We start from the raw sequence: 13,468 nt of genomic DNA, 5'->3' as shown, positions 1-13,468 counted from the left end.
CTCCCGCCGAAGTCCTGAAATGCAAATTGGGGGCAGAAGCCCCCAATTCGATAGGTCGTTCCGTGGTTTACTTCATCGTCGGCATGACGAATTCGGCACCGTCCTTGATGCCCGAGGGCCAGCGCGCGGTGATCGTCTTCGTCTTGGTCCAGAATTTAATCGAGTCCGAACCGTGCTGATTGAGGTCGCCGAAGCTCGATGCCTTCCAGCCGCCGAAGGAATGGTAGGCGAGCGGAACCGGAATCGGCACATTGATGCCGATCATGCCGATGTTGATGCGCGAGGCGAAGTCGCGGGCGGCATCGCCGTCACGGGTATAGATCGCGACGCCATTGCCATATTCGTGCTTCATCGGCAGATCGAGCGCTTCCTCGTAGTTCTTGGCGCGAACCACGGAAAGAACCGGCCCGAAGATCTCGGTCTTGTAGATGTCCATGTCGGGCGTGACATGATCGAACAGCGTACCGCCGACGAAGTAACCGTCTTCGTAGCCTTGCAGCTTGAAGCCGCGGCCATCGACGACGAGCTTGGCGCCCTGCTCCACGCCGCGATCGATGAGGCCGTTGACCCTGTTATAGGCGTCCCTGGTGACGAGCGGGCCCATGTCGGCCTTCTCATCGGTGTAGGGACCGATGCGCAGCGACTCGATCTTCGGTGCCAGCTTTTCGACCAGGCGATTGGCGGTGTCCTCACCAACCGGGACAGCGACCGAGATCGCCATGCAGCGCTCGCCGGCGGAACCGTAACCCGCACCCATCAGAGCGTTGACAGCCTGATCCATGTCGGCGTCCGGCATGATGATCATGTGGTTCTTGGCGCCGCCGAAGCACTGGGCGCGCTTGCCGTTCATGGCAGCCGTTCCATAGACGTAACGGGCGATGGGTGTGGAGCCGACGAAGGAAACAGCACCGATATCCGGGTCGGTCAGGATCGCATCGACGGCGGCCTTGTCACCGTTGACGACGTTGAGGATGCCGGCCGGAAGACCAGCTTCGATCATGAGTTCTGCCAGGCGGATCGGAACGGACGGATCGCGCTCGGACGGCTTCAGGATGAAGGCGTTGCCGCAGGCGATCGCCGGTGCAAACATCCACATCGGGATCATCGCCGGGAAGTTGAACGGGGTGATACCCGCACCGATGCCGACTGCCTGGCGCATCGAGTACATGTCGATCGCCGGACCCGCGCCCTCGGTAAATTCGCCCTTCTGAAGGTGCGGGATGCCGCAGACGAATTCGCAGACTTCAAGACCGCGGACGATATCGCCCTTCGAGTCCTCGACCGTCTTGCCGTGTTCGGTGGAGAGAAGGGTCGCGAGTTCGTCCATGTGTTTGTTCAGCAGCTCGACGAACTTGAAGAAAACGCGGGCGCGACGCTGCGGGTTGGTGGCGGCCCACTTGGGCTGAGCGGCCTTGGCGTTCTCGACAGCGACGCGCATGTCCTCGACGCTTGCAAGCGCTACCGTTGCCTGGACTTCGCCAGTTGCCGGATTGTAGACGTTGCTGGTGCGGCCGCTGGTGCCGGCGACATGCTTACCGCCGATGAAATGACCAATCTCACGCATGAGTGCTCCTCCTGTTTTTTGGATGGCGAACAATCGCACTACAATTTGCACAAATCAATGAGCTGAGATAAGCAACCGTTGTGCGGAAATTGAAGCTCGGCAAATCGAGCTGATGCTTCCAATGTCTGTAAAGGGCGCGATTAGACTACCACGGACGACCCAAACTGGAGAGGAGATAGTGCTTCAATGAACGGGAAACTGGTTGTCAGAATTGCGGAACTCGAGATCGACCCCGCTCAGCTTGAACCCTATCAGGCTCTGCTGGCCGAGGAGATCGAGGCGTCCGTCGCACTGGAGCCCGGCGTTCTGTCGCTGAATGCGGTCTCCATCAAAGACAGTCCCAACAGTATCCGTATCCTGGAAGTGTACGCGAACCGGACGGCTTATGAAGCGCATCTGCTGACGCCGCATTTCCTCAAATACAAGAACGCGACCGCAGGCATGGTAACGTCCCTGACGCTGCTCGACGTCGATCCAATCGCAATGCGCGCCAAACCATGAACTGGGATGACGTTCGCATCTTCCTTGCTGTCGCCCGCACGGGTCAGATCTTGGCGGCATCAAAGAGGTTGGGGCTCAACCACGCCACGCTTTCACGGCGACTGACCTCGCTGGAGGAGGCACTGAAGAGCCGCCTCTTCGTCCGCCGCACAAACGGCTGCGAATTGACGGCGGAAGGCGAGGTTTTCCTAGCTTCTGCGGAGCGGATGGAAACCGAAATGCTTTCCGTACAGGCCAACCTCGGTCGAACGGATACAGCAATCGCGGGAAGCGTGCGCGTGGGGGCGCCGGACGGTTTCGGGGTTTCGTTTCTTGCGCCCCGCATGGGCCGGCTGATCGAGCGCCATCCGGAACTGAAGATCCAGCTTGTGCCAGTGCCGCGGTCGTTCTCGCTCTCGCAGCGCGAGGCCGATATCGCCATCACGCTTGAACGGCCTGAGCAGGGCCGTCTGGTGTCGGCCAAACTGACCGACTACACGCTCGGTCTTTATGCGTCGAGGAGCTATGCCGAACTCAGTGGCCTGCCCGCCGATGCAGAGCAGTTGAAGCAGCATCGGCGGATCGGCTACGTCGAGGATCTGATCTTCTCGCAGTCGCTGAATTTCACCGGAGAGGTGATGCGCAACTGGAACGCCCGCTTCGAAATTTCATCGGCGACGGGGCAGACAGAAGCGGTGCTCTCAGGCGCCGGCATCGGCATCCTGCATGATTACATCGCGCGCCAGCACTCGGCACTCGTACGCATCCTGCCGGATATTTCGATCCGGCGGGCCTATTGGACGACGTTTCACGAGAGCGCGCGGGAACTCGTGCGGGTACGCACGGTTTCCGATTTCCTGCAGGAACTCGTCGCTGCCGAGCGCCACATATTTCTGTGACATCGGCGCAGCGCATGATGGTCAATCACGCTTGTCAGGCTCGCCGCTGATCTGCTGCTTCTCTGCAGCAACCTCCGCTGCTCGCACTGGCATGCCATCGACAATCGTGAACAGTTCGCCGCTGGTGATCGGCTCGCCGACCTTTAGCTTCACCGTCCCGTCCTTGCCGACGAGAAAGGCGACAAATTCTCCAACCGTCGGATTGCCGAGTTCGCTTGCGATCGCCGCAGCGTCGAGATTTTCACCTGCCCCGAAAAGCACTCTGACGCTGCCGCCGACAATCTTGAGAAGGACGATGTCGCGTTCCTGCAAGGAATCCCGGTTGGCAAGCAGTTGATTTTCCTGGCGCGCGGCCCGTGCATTCTTCTTATCCGCGAAGATGACCAAGACGCGATTGCGCCATTGAAACTGCTCGAGACTTGTGAGGGCGGAATAGGCGCTATTGTCCTCGTCCACCTTGGTGGCACCATATAGAAGCGTTTTCGACATGCACATTATCTCCTCTCGACGGAACGTCGAAGGAGTGTGGACGGTTCCATCCACCGCAACGGGCTCAGCTGCGCCAGGATTTCCGCAATTGCCAGGCGGCACCGAGCATCACCAGCAACAAGGCTATGCTGCCGTATGACAGGGAAACCTGCGCCAGTTGATCCAGCCTCGGCACGGATCCAGCTGCCGCGCCCGGCGCAGAACTTGAGCCGAGAGCATAGGCGCCGCGCAGAACGGCGACGAACGCGACGATCAGTCCGGCCATGTCGATGAAGCGCGCATGCGCGCGCATGCCATCGATGACAACGGTGGCAAGGCCGCAGAGAAATGTCACCGGTAACAGATAGGCAGCGCCGCCCAGGAGCTGAAAGTCGCCGAGAACAACATCGTCGGATTCGCCCAGGGAACTAACCTTCAGGATCGGTAGCAAGACCGCGAGAATGGAAAAGACGGCAAGCACACCGCGCTTGATGATTTCGTTCAAGTCAATCCGCGTGGCGCCAATGCGACGTACCCGGCTCATTCTACCTCCCCGATGCAGTAAACCGCCGCAGCGCTGGCGCTCGGCTCGTTCGAGGGAGATTTGCTATGAAGTTGCTAACGCACCGCACAATCAGCGACGGTAAAACTACCCTTTACAGGTAAAAGCGTTCAGCCGGTTCGGAGGGGAGAGTTAAAGAAGGATGAAGGTCGTTTAAGGTGCCCGAAGGCAGGCAAGGCCAGGCGGGCAGATGCCGCCCGGCCCTGAGATGATGTTCACATCGGAACAAACGATGAGACCGGCACCTGCAGTGCAGAGGCGATCCGCTTGAGCTTGGCGGGATCAGCATCCTCACCGCTCTCGATTTCCTCAATCTCATTAACAACCAGACCGCAGGTTACTGCGAGGTCGTCGACGCTATAGCCGACCGCCTCACGAGCGGCACGTACAGCACCGGCTACATTCACGGCCGAAACGGCGGTAGCCTTGGATGCATCCAGATTGCTGAGCGAAATGGACATTTAAGTCTCCTTCTGAAATCACTCTGAATTAGCCCCCGGCGGGAAAATGGCACTCCCGATCACGATTTGCAATGCGGTATGGTTAATTCGTGATCGGCGAGAGCCCGCCGGCGGGAAGCCGAACCGGGTCCTAAAACCCTATTGCCCTTTGTAAGCAAAGCACATTTGACTGACCGTCCCGTTCCATTCACCCATGTAGCCATCGAAGAAAAAAGCGGGCGGCACGCGGCGATTTGTCACCTATTTTTAGGCGCCCACATCGGCCTGAGGGCGAATCATTGCGATCGAAATCGGGCAAATGAGACAAGAGCCAAGGCTCTTGGTTAGGCGCTTCGGCAAAGACCGATGCACCGCCGGACTTGCTTCGAAAAGGGGCAAGGCATTTTCCGAAGCAAGTCCAGGCTGAGCGGATATAGGTAGGATCCAACGATACCGCTAGGTCAAAGGATCACGGAGCGGGTGGCCCGAAGATCACGCGCCTCGATGTGGCTGTCACGCAAACTTAGCGGACAAAGCGACGTCTTCAGAAGCCTCCTCAGAGCTTCCGGTTGGGACGACGAACAGCAATGCGTGGGCAAACAAGATCGCCGAGCCCAGCAGGGCGGCGTAGGCGACCAGGATTGTACCCATCGGCACTGCGAAGTTGAGTTGCGGCAGCGCGCCGAGCATCATCGGCACGTACCAGGAGACGGCCGAAATCGCACCAGAGACGATAAACACACTACGATGCGACGAAGGCAGGCCTTCCATGATCGAACGACCGATTTGCTTCTTTACGCGCGGAAGGATGACGGAGTGGATAAAGCCGCCGTTGACGGTCAGGATGAGCACGATGGTCATCTTGGCCCAGATCTTCTCATTGCCCAGCTTCGCCGGATCGAACGCACCATAATAAGTGAGAAAACCAAGTCCTGTGGCCCAGAGCAGGATCAAGCCCCAGTTGACGACTTTAGAGCCGAACTTGAAGACCTTCCAATGATCTTCGGTGATCTTGCCTCTGACCAAAAACCGCAACACAAGAAGATCGAGCACTGTTGCGGCGCCAAGCCCGAGTGCCAACCCAATGAAATGCACTATTCTCAATGCAGACTTGATTGATACTGCAGGATCTTGGCTGAGAGTCTGAATAAGGAGAGTAAATCCCATACTTATGCACCTTTCATTCTTTGGATCACAGCGTTGGAACGCAGGTAGGTCTGAGTGTCAGGACACGGGAAATCGCACCAGGCGCCGATATCAATCGGCATCTACAAGTGAGCGAATTAACGTTCCGACAGTCTGTGATCCCTCTTTGGTGCCCCGTTCCCCAGCTTTGGATTTATTAGTAAAGAATGAACAAAGGGCGGCGAGAAGGTGGCTGAACCGCGTCCATATAGAGATATCGCAATGTATCTTTGCCTAATTCAAGGAAAGCCGCACGTATAAGATGAGAAATTCTTTGCACTCAATGCACAGGCCGGGCGCCTGATGTCACAGGAGCTTCATTCTATGGGAATAGACCCGACCAAGGACCAGTCCCAAGAGGAGCCGAAAGATGACAATAGTTCAGGCTGAAGAACATCGTCACGATCGAGCGAGCCATCCACTGGAGGGACGCAGCGCAGGAAGATGGTTCCTCCCAGTCTTCTTGATCCTGCTCCTTACAGGACTTGGTTATGTTGCCTACTGAAGATCGCCGTTGCCCTCGCTCTCGGGCTCGGCACAATGGTCGGCTGGAAGCGCATCGTCGTCACGGTCGGCGAGAAAATCGCCAAGACGCACCTGACCTATGGCCAAGGTGCCGCTGCCGAAGTCGTGGCAATGGCAACGATCGGTGCAGCCGATCACCTGGGATTGCCGGTTTCCACGACACATGTACTATCGTCCGGTGTGGCCGCGAACGGCTCGGGGCTGCAATGGGCGACGGTCAGGAACATGCTGATGGCGTGGATTTTGACGCTTCCTGCCTCGATCATGATCGCCTTTCTTTTGTTTGTCGTCTTGCGCCAATTGTTCTGACGCCGGCTCGGCAACCTTACTTCAAACCTTGCCACGAACGCATTGAGGGTGAACGTCCATGAACAACAAATCCGACAACGAACATTCAGATTGGCTTGAGGCCGAACTGGCCGATACCCTCGATGAGGATTATGAGCTGGAACTCTCGGAACCGGCACTCTCCGACGCAATCCGCAAGATCTATCGAAATGCCCATCCGGTCTCGATCCCGAGGCTCGACTATTTCCGTGCGCTGTTGTCGCTGCAGGCGGAGCTGATCAAGCTTCAGGATTGGGTAGTCTATAACAAAGAGAAGGTTGTCGTGATCTTCGAAGGTCGCGACTCCGCAGGAAAGGGCGGCGTGATCAAACGCATCACGCAGCGCCTCAATCCGCGTGTCGTCCGCACCGTCGCTTTGCCCGCCCCTTCCGACCGCGAGAAGACGCAGTGGTACTTCCAGCGCTACGTGCCGCACTTGCCGGCCGGCGGTGAAATCGTCCTCTTCGATCGCTCCTGGTACAATCGTTCTGGCGTTGAGCGCGTCATGGGATTTGCGACCGAGGATCAGGTCGATCAATTCTTCAACGACGTTCCGGAATTCGAGCGCATGCTCGTCCGTTCCGGCATCCGGCTCGTCAAGTACTGGTTCTCGATCACCGACGAAGAGCAGCAGATGCGCTTCCTCGTTCGCATCCACGACCCCCTGAAGCAGTGGAAGCTGTCGCCCATGGACCTGCAATCGCGCGTCCGCTGGGAGGCCTATACGAAGGCCAAGGAAGAGACTTTCGCGCGCACCAATATTCCCGAGGCGCCGTGGCATATTGTGGAAGGCAACGACAAGAAGCGGGCGCGACTGAACTGCATCGACCACCTGCTGCAGCAAATACCCTACGGCGATGTTCCACACGAGGAAATCACGCTGCCCGACCGCGTCTTCAATCCCGACTACGAGCGCAAGGTGCTGCCGCAGGAGCTCTACGTTCCCCCGAAGTATTGACCGTTTTGTGGCTGGCGGACTGCGCCCGCCAGACAGTACCTCCACGTGGTGACGCGTCCAGCCAAACGCTCCGGCCAACCGCAAGAAGGTCGGGTCGCGTGCGGCCTTGCGGATCTAGCGCAGCTAGAACCGTTGGGGCGCTGCCGGCTTGTTTCCGGCGATGGCGTCGATGCGGTCGAGCACGTCTGGCGTCAATTTGTCCCTATGCGAAAGGGCGGCAAGATTATCCTCCAACTGACTTGTGCGCGACGCGCCAAGAATAACAGTCGAGACGTTCTTGTTCGCCAGGCACCACAATAGAGCCAAGTGCGTGATCGATATTCCGATCTCGTCTGCAAGCTTCGCCAACTCGCGGACTTTCGCGAGTTGGGCGCGGCCAGCGTCGCTCGACAGCTTCTCCTTGAGCCACTCGTATCCGGGAAGATTCATTCGGCTGTCAGCCGGCACACCGTTATTGTACTTGCCGGTGAGGACGCCCGACGCAAGCGGCGACCAGATCGTGGTTCCGAGACCCAAGAGGTCGTAAAGCGGACGATAGTCTGCTTCCACCTTCTGGCGCTCGAATATATTGTATTGGGGTTGCTCCATCGTTGGCGGGGTGATGCGAAGATCTCGCGCGACGGCATAGGCTTCAGTCAACTGCTGCGCCGACCATTCCGAGGTTCCCCAGTAGAGGATCTTCCCCTGTGCCACGAGATCGTGCATCGCCCGAACCGTCTCTTCGATCGGCGTATCGATATCCGGCCGGTGGCAGAAATAAAGGTCCAGGTACTCGACCTGCAGCCGCTTGAGTGCGGCGTGGGCGGCATCGGTCACGTGCTTGCGCGACAGGCCGCGTTGCGTCGGCTTCTCACCACCCCAGAATACCTTGCTGGAGACGATGAAGCTGTCGCGGCTCCAGCCAAGCGTCTTGAGCGCTTCGCCCATGACAAGTTCGGATTTTCCACTCTCGTACCCTTCGGCATTGTCGAAGAAGTTCACACCGTTGTCATAGGCGAGCTTCATCAGGCTGACCGCATCGCCGCCCTCCACCTGCTTGCCAAAGGTGACCCAAGATCCGAAGGAGAATTCGCTGACTTTCAGGCCTGATTTGCCAAGACGACGATACTCCATCACGAATCTCCTACGAATGCTTACAAGAAACCAGCCGGGCGGCTGCTCGTAGCGAACCTAGCCTTATCGCGCTCGGGTGCAAGGCAAAAAATGAGAGTGCGGAGTGAAGGACCTGCCGCGGAAAGGCGGGCAAAGCGACATCGCTCGTCGGAGCGACGTATAGGGATGGCTTAGTCACCACCCGCGTACTGCAACTAATTTTCTTGGGGGAGAATGGTACGGTTGGGGGGTCTCGAACCTCCGACCTCAGGTGCCACAAACCTGCGCTCTAACCAACTGAGCTACAACCGCACAAATCGCGTCCGACGCGACGGGGGTCACATACGAGGACTTGGAAATTAATTCAAGTCCTATCTCTCCCCAATATACAAAAAGGCCGGACAAATGGTCCAGCCTCTTCGTGTGTCGTCTCGAAAAATCAGGCCGCCTTGAAGGAGGCCATGACCTTTTCAGCTGCGTCCTTGGAAGGCTTGGCAAGCTTTTCGGCAACCTGCTTGGAGGTTTCCTGCATCGACTTGGCCTGCTCGATGGTCAGCTCGACCTGCTTGCGCAGGAAGGTGGTCTGCAGTTCGACGAGTTCGGCGACTGACTTGACGGCAAGCAGAGCTTCCATGTGCGTCAGCGAGTTTTCGGCGTTCGTACGCAGGGCGTCGATTGCCTTGTGGCCGATTTCAACGGCGCCGGCCTGGGCCGTCTGAACCGTTGCTTCGAGCGTCTTGCTCGCATCCTCGCCAGCGGTCTTCATCTTCGCGTAGGCTTCGCGCGACTGCTGCGCGCCCTTTTCCGCGAAATCCCGGAAGGATTCAGTGAACTTGGAAGGATCAAACGACGACATTGAAAAAACGTCGTCCATCTTTATGCTCGCCATTGGTCTGTGCTCCTTTTGCCTCGGCATGGATATCGCCTCGTAGGTTAGATGTTCATTATATAGCGCAGGTATTTGTGCATTGCAACATCTTTGTGCGACGCACAACACGTTAACCTTTTCGGCCGAAAGCCGAGGGCTGTTCTGGACCCCATTCCGGCCTATCGTTATTAATAGACTATTAATTTCAGAGTGACCGAAGCTGAAGGTTCGATCATGCCCGCAGTCCAATATCCGTTCATCGACATCGCCGTGCATCCACGCGTGCGGGAACGTTTTTCGCGCGGCGAAGCGATGGTGCTGCTTTCGGCGGATCTCAGCCGGGCTCTCTGGGCAAACGGCGCTGGCGCTGAACTCTTCGGGCAATCGGCAGTCTACGACCTGCTGGACCAGGGCATCGACGGCGCCGACATCACCTTTCGCCAGTTGCAGGTGACAGCCCGGCAGCTTGTCAATGTCGGCGACAGCCGCAACTTCCTGATCCGGATTGCCAGGGGCTTCCAGCGCGTTGCCGTCCAGGCAACGGTAGAACTGATCCGCCTTTCCTCGGGCGAGCGCGCCGTTCTTCTGTCGCTGCCGGTCGCGACTCGTGCACTGTCGATCAAGGCCTCCGCGGAACAGATGCTCAAAGGGCTCGACGACCCGGATACGCATATGGCTGTAATCGGCGCTGGCGGCGAAATCATCGCCGCCTCCCCTGGTTTCGCAGCGCTCGGCGTCACACAGCAGACCGCCAAGGCCATGACCACGATGGCCGGCGATCATGCCGATCGATTGGTGAAGCGGCCCGTCGCGACCGGCAAGGGCTACCTTCCAGCGGCCGTCGGACGACTCAGCGACGAGCCGGTGCTCAATCTGCTTTTTGCGGTCGAAACCGTCATCGGCCACCTCGACCCGATCGACACCCCGACGGCCGCTGAAGACGACTTATCCACAGCCGCCGTTAACTATAACGAGGCGCCAGAGACAGCAAACTTCGTCGATGCGATCGATGCCATTGCCGGCATCGAAGACCTGGAAGAGCCTCTCGACGAGAGCCTCCATGAAGGCGATGCCGCGGAAGCGGTGAACTCGGAACCTGCTGCAATCGCCGAAGAAGCGATGGACGCCGAGCCGGCTCCTGAGGTGATGAGCCAAGAGGACAGGCCGGTGCCGGAAAACGCCGGTAAGCTACCCATGCCGGTCGAAGAACACTCCGTCGAAGCCTATGCGGACGTACCGGCACTGGAAATGATATCGGACGGAGCCGGGAACGAGCCGGTTTCCATCGCCTCGAACGAGGAACCGACAGCGGCCGAAGAGATCCCGGCAGAAGCACGGGTTGTGGAAAGCCCGGGGGCAACCGATCATGGTGTCGAAATCGCTGCCGAGAGAGAGCAGCCGGAACCTGAGCCGGCTGCCAAGGCTGACGCCTTCGTTTTCTACCCGAACAGCCGCGCCACCCGCTTCGTCTGGAAAATCGACGCGGCAGGGCGGTTCAGCGAGGTGTCAAATGAGTTTGCCGAAGCGGTGGGACCGCATGCGGCTGATATCATCGGCACGCCGTTCAGCGACATTGCGGCGCTCTTCAATCTCGATCCTGAAGGCAAGATCAGCGAAGCTCTGGCGCGCCGCGACACCTGGTCCGGCAAGACGATCCATTGGCCAATCGAGGGAACGAGCCTGGCCGTACCGGTCGATCTCGCAGCCCTGCCCACCTATACACGCAGCCGCGAATTCGACGGCTTTCGAGGATTTGGGGTCGTGCGCCTGTCCGATGCGGCCGAAGACCCTCTGGCGCTTGGACTGACGCTTGGTCCGAACGGCTTGACCGATGACGCCGCAATACCCGACCAGCCGGAGGCCTCCGAGGATGATGCGGCGCCGGCGCGCGCCGAAGAAGTGGCGGCCAGCGACGAGACAGCGACGCTCCCATCCGAAGCGCCCGCAGACGAACCTGCTACCGCCGACGCTGACGACGAAGTGAGGACCGAGCCGACAGTCAATCCGTCGCCAGCCGCCGAGCCGCCCGCCTTGCGGATTGTCGAAACCCCAAGCCGTCGCCTGACGGACAAGATCGTCCAACTGCATGGCGTCGGCCCGCGGCTGACCTCCGCCGAGCAGGCAAATTTCCGCGAGATCGCCAAGCGCCTCGAAGCCTTCGGCGTCCGAGAGCCGGAAGTGCGCGACGAAGAGCCTGCGGTAAGCGAGACTGAAGAGCATGACGCGCCCGCAGCGGTAACGCAGGCAATCACCGGGCATGTTGATGAAGCGGCCACTGACGCCTCGTTTGAAGATCAAGACATCGCCAAGGCTGAGGCCGGTGAAGGCGAGACGGTCGATACCAGCGAGTCTGGCGAAGACGATGTGACCGAAGGGCTGGAAGAAACCGTCAGCCAAATGGATATGCTGGCAAGCTTCATTCCGCCGCGCGCCAAAATGATCGGGGGACTGTCCGCCGCGACCGTCGACCAGCTCCCCGTCGCCGTCCTCGTGCATGCCGGCGACGAATTGATCCACGCGAACCCGGAGTTCATGCGACTGACCGGCTACAAGACGCTTGAGGAATTAAGCGGGGTCGGCGGCATCGATGCGCTGCTGCAGCGTTCAGACCTTCAAGAAAGTGCCGGCCGCTCCGGCTCGATGATGCTGGTAACGGTCGATGATAGCCTCATTCCGGTCACGGCACGGCTGCAGTCCATTCGCTGGGAAGAAAGCAGCGCCTTGATGCTCGCCCTGATGCCGGCAGCAAGTGATGCGGTGGTTCCAGTGCGACCTGTGCCGCCTGCGGAGCCCCGCTCCTTCGAAAGGATGCTGGAGAAGGTCGCAAAGCTGCAGGTAGAGGTCGAGGAGCTACGGTCGATCCTCGAAACGGCAACAGACGGGGTCGTGGTGATCGGCGCGGAGGGTGACATCCGTTCGATGAATCGCTCCGCCAGCGCGCTTTTCAACTACGACGAGGACGAGACCCGCGGGAAGCCGTTCGTCATGCTGTTTGCGCATGAGAGCCAGAAGGCCGTGCTCGACTACCTCGGCGGCCTGTCGGGCCACGGCGTCGCAAGCGTGCTCAACGATGGCCGCGAAGTGATCGGACGCGAGGCCGGCGGCGGGTTTGTGCCGCTCTTCATGACGATGGGACGGCTCACCTCCTCCAGCGGCTATTGCGCAGTCATTCGCGACATTACCCAATGGAAACGCACGGAAGACGAACTTCGAAACGCCAAGAGCGCTGCGGAGACCGCCAACGAACACAAGACGGATTTCTTGGCGCGTGTCAGCCACGAGATTCGCACGCCGCTGAATGCAATCATCGGCTTTTCCGACATGATGGCAACCGAGCGCTTCGGTCCCATCGGGCATCCGCGCTATGTCGAATACGCCAATGACATCGGTCGTTCCGGCCGCCATGTCCTCGACATCGTCAACGACCTGCTGGACATCTCGAAGATCGAGGCCGGGGAAATGGAACTGGACTTCGGCGCCATCGACCTGAACAATGCCATTTCGGAGGCGGTTTCGTTGCTCCAACCGCAGGCAAACAGCCAACGCGTGATCATCCGCACCGCCCTCTCCCAGGCTGTGCCCGATGTCGTTGCGGATCTTCGCTCGATCAAGCAGATCGCGCTCAACGTCCTCTCCAACTCGATCCGGTTCACGCCGGCCGGGGGGCAGATCGTCGTATCAACCTCCTACGAGGCAAACGGCAGCGTCGTCTTGCGCGTGCGTGATACCGGTGTCGGCATGACGCGGAGCGAACTCGAGCAGGCGATGAAGCCATTCCGCCAGGTTTCCGCACAGTCGCGACACCGCGGTGACGGTACGGGGCTCGGCCTGCCGCTCACCAAGGCGATGGTCGATGCCAACCGGGCGATTTTCGCGATCAGCTCCGCACCCAATGAAGGCACTTTGGTCGAGATCGCCTTCCCGTCGCAGCGGGTCCTTGCAGGCTGAACAAAAAAGGGCAGCCAAAAGGCTGCCTCAGAGTTTGGGTGCTGTTCAACAAGGGCTTAGTCAGTCCAACATCATGTTTTAGGAGCCAAGGGCTCCGGCTGCCTCGTTCATGCGCAGCCCCAAGTTGAATTTACTTCTGACCAACGTTTCTT

11 protein-coding genes, 1 tRNA gene and 1 pseudogene are annotated in these 13,468 nt (G+C 59.1%); 5 read left to right on the top strand and 8 right to left on the bottom strand.

The annotated features are described in order from the left end of the window. Nucleotides 1-67 precede the first annotated feature (67 nt). The gene (locus tag RGCCGE502_RS03735; protein ID WP_016552830.1) at nt 68-1,564 is read right to left on the bottom strand and encodes a CoA-acylating methylmalonate-semialdehyde dehydrogenase; all 1,497 of its coding nucleotides are present in this window, start codon (nt 1,562-1,564) and stop codon (nt 68-70) included. A gap of 186 nt (nt 1,565-1,750) precedes the next feature. On the opposite strand from RGCCGE502_RS03735, the gene RGCCGE502_RS03730 reads away from it, so the two are divergent. Both RGCCGE502_RS03730 and RGCCGE502_RS03725 read left to right on the top strand, forming a co-directional pair. Next, entirely contained in the window at nt 1,751-2,065 is a 315-nt protein-coding gene (locus RGCCGE502_RS03730) for a putative quinol monooxygenase (RefSeq protein WP_016552829.1), read from the top strand. Next, nucleotides 2,062-2,943 (top strand): LysR family transcriptional regulator, encoded by an 882-nt coding sequence (locus tag RGCCGE502_RS03725; RefSeq protein ID WP_016552828.1) that lies wholly within the window; start codon nt 2,062-2,064, stop codon nt 2,941-2,943. Before RGCCGE502_RS03730 ends, RGCCGE502_RS03725 begins: the two co-directional genes overlap by 4 nt. A 21-nt stretch (nt 2,944-2,964) precedes the next feature. Here the strand turns inward: RGCCGE502_RS03725 and RGCCGE502_RS03720 are convergent, their stop codons facing one another. From RGCCGE502_RS03720 to RGCCGE502_RS03705, 4 genes are all read right to left on the bottom strand, one after another. Then, nucleotides 2,965-3,432 carry a DUF4174 domain-containing protein gene (locus RGCCGE502_RS03720; RefSeq protein WP_016552827.1) on the bottom strand — a complete coding sequence of 156 codons (468 nt, stop codon included), beginning with the start codon at nt 3,430-3,432 and terminating at the stop codon, nt 2,965-2,967. A gap of 64 nt (nt 3,433-3,496) precedes the next feature. Continuing rightward, nucleotides 3,497-3,955 (bottom strand): hypothetical protein, encoded by a 459-nt coding sequence (locus RGCCGE502_RS03715; RefSeq protein WP_016552826.1) that lies wholly within the window; start codon nt 3,953-3,955, stop codon nt 3,497-3,499. A gap of 233 nt (nt 3,956-4,188) precedes the next feature. Beyond that, nucleotides 4,189-4,434, bottom strand: coding sequence for a helix-turn-helix domain-containing protein (locus RGCCGE502_RS03710; protein ID WP_016552825.1), 246 nt, complete (start codon nt 4,432-4,434; stop codon nt 4,189-4,191). 492 nt (nt 4,435-4,926) lie between these two features. Next, complete coding sequence (locus tag RGCCGE502_RS03705) at nt 4,927-5,580, bottom strand: hypothetical protein (RefSeq protein ID WP_040673914.1); 654 nt, start codon at nt 5,578-5,580, stop codon at nt 4,927-4,929. 519 nt (nt 5,581-6,099) lie between these two features. Between RGCCGE502_RS03705 and RGCCGE502_RS03700 the strand changes: the two are divergent. After that, nucleotides 6,100-6,432, top strand: a pseudogene (locus RGCCGE502_RS03700) (inorganic phosphate transporter); the annotation flags it as partial. A 58-nt stretch (nt 6,433-6,490) separates the two neighbouring features. Further along, the gene (ppk2, locus tag RGCCGE502_RS03695; protein ID WP_016552822.1) at nt 6,491-7,408 is read left to right on the top strand and encodes a polyphosphate kinase 2; all 918 of its coding nucleotides are present in this window, start codon (nt 6,491-6,493) and stop codon (nt 7,406-7,408) included. Between the two features lie 123 nt (nt 7,409-7,531). Here the strand turns inward: ppk2 and RGCCGE502_RS03690 are convergent, their stop codons facing one another. The 3 genes from RGCCGE502_RS03690 to RGCCGE502_RS03680 all read right to left on the bottom strand — a co-directional run bounded on the left by RGCCGE502_RS03690 (nt 7,532) and on the right by RGCCGE502_RS03680 (nt 9,389). After that, nucleotides 7,532-8,521: a potassium channel beta subunit family protein gene (locus RGCCGE502_RS03690; RefSeq protein WP_016552821.1), complete on the bottom strand. Its 990-nt coding sequence runs from the start codon at nt 8,519-8,521 to the stop codon at nt 7,532-7,534. 214 nt (nt 8,522-8,735) lie between these two features. Then, nucleotides 8,736-8,812: transfer RNA gene (locus RGCCGE502_RS03685), tRNA-His, on the bottom strand. Nucleotides 8,813-8,939: 127 nt separating this feature from the next. Continuing rightward, the gene (locus tag RGCCGE502_RS03680; RefSeq protein ID WP_016552820.1) at nt 8,940-9,389 is read right to left on the bottom strand and encodes a phasin; all 450 of its coding nucleotides are present in this window, start codon (nt 9,387-9,389) and stop codon (nt 8,940-8,942) included. 213 nt (nt 9,390-9,602) lie between these two features. On the opposite strand from RGCCGE502_RS03680, the gene RGCCGE502_RS03675 reads away from it, so the two are divergent. After that, nucleotides 9,603-13,316, top strand: coding sequence for a PAS domain S-box protein (locus RGCCGE502_RS03675; protein WP_016552819.1), 3,714 nt, complete (start codon nt 9,603-9,605; stop codon nt 13,314-13,316). The last annotated feature ends 152 nt before the right edge of the window (nt 13,317-13,468 follow it).

The organism is Rhizobium grahamii CCGE 502 (genome assembly GCF_000298315.2).
Lineage (GTDB): Bacteria > Pseudomonadota > Alphaproteobacteria > Rhizobiales > Rhizobiaceae > Rhizobium > Rhizobium grahamii.
The sequence above is the reverse complement of the archived record's forward strand: the minus strand, read 5'-3'. Positions and strand labels throughout refer to the sequence as shown.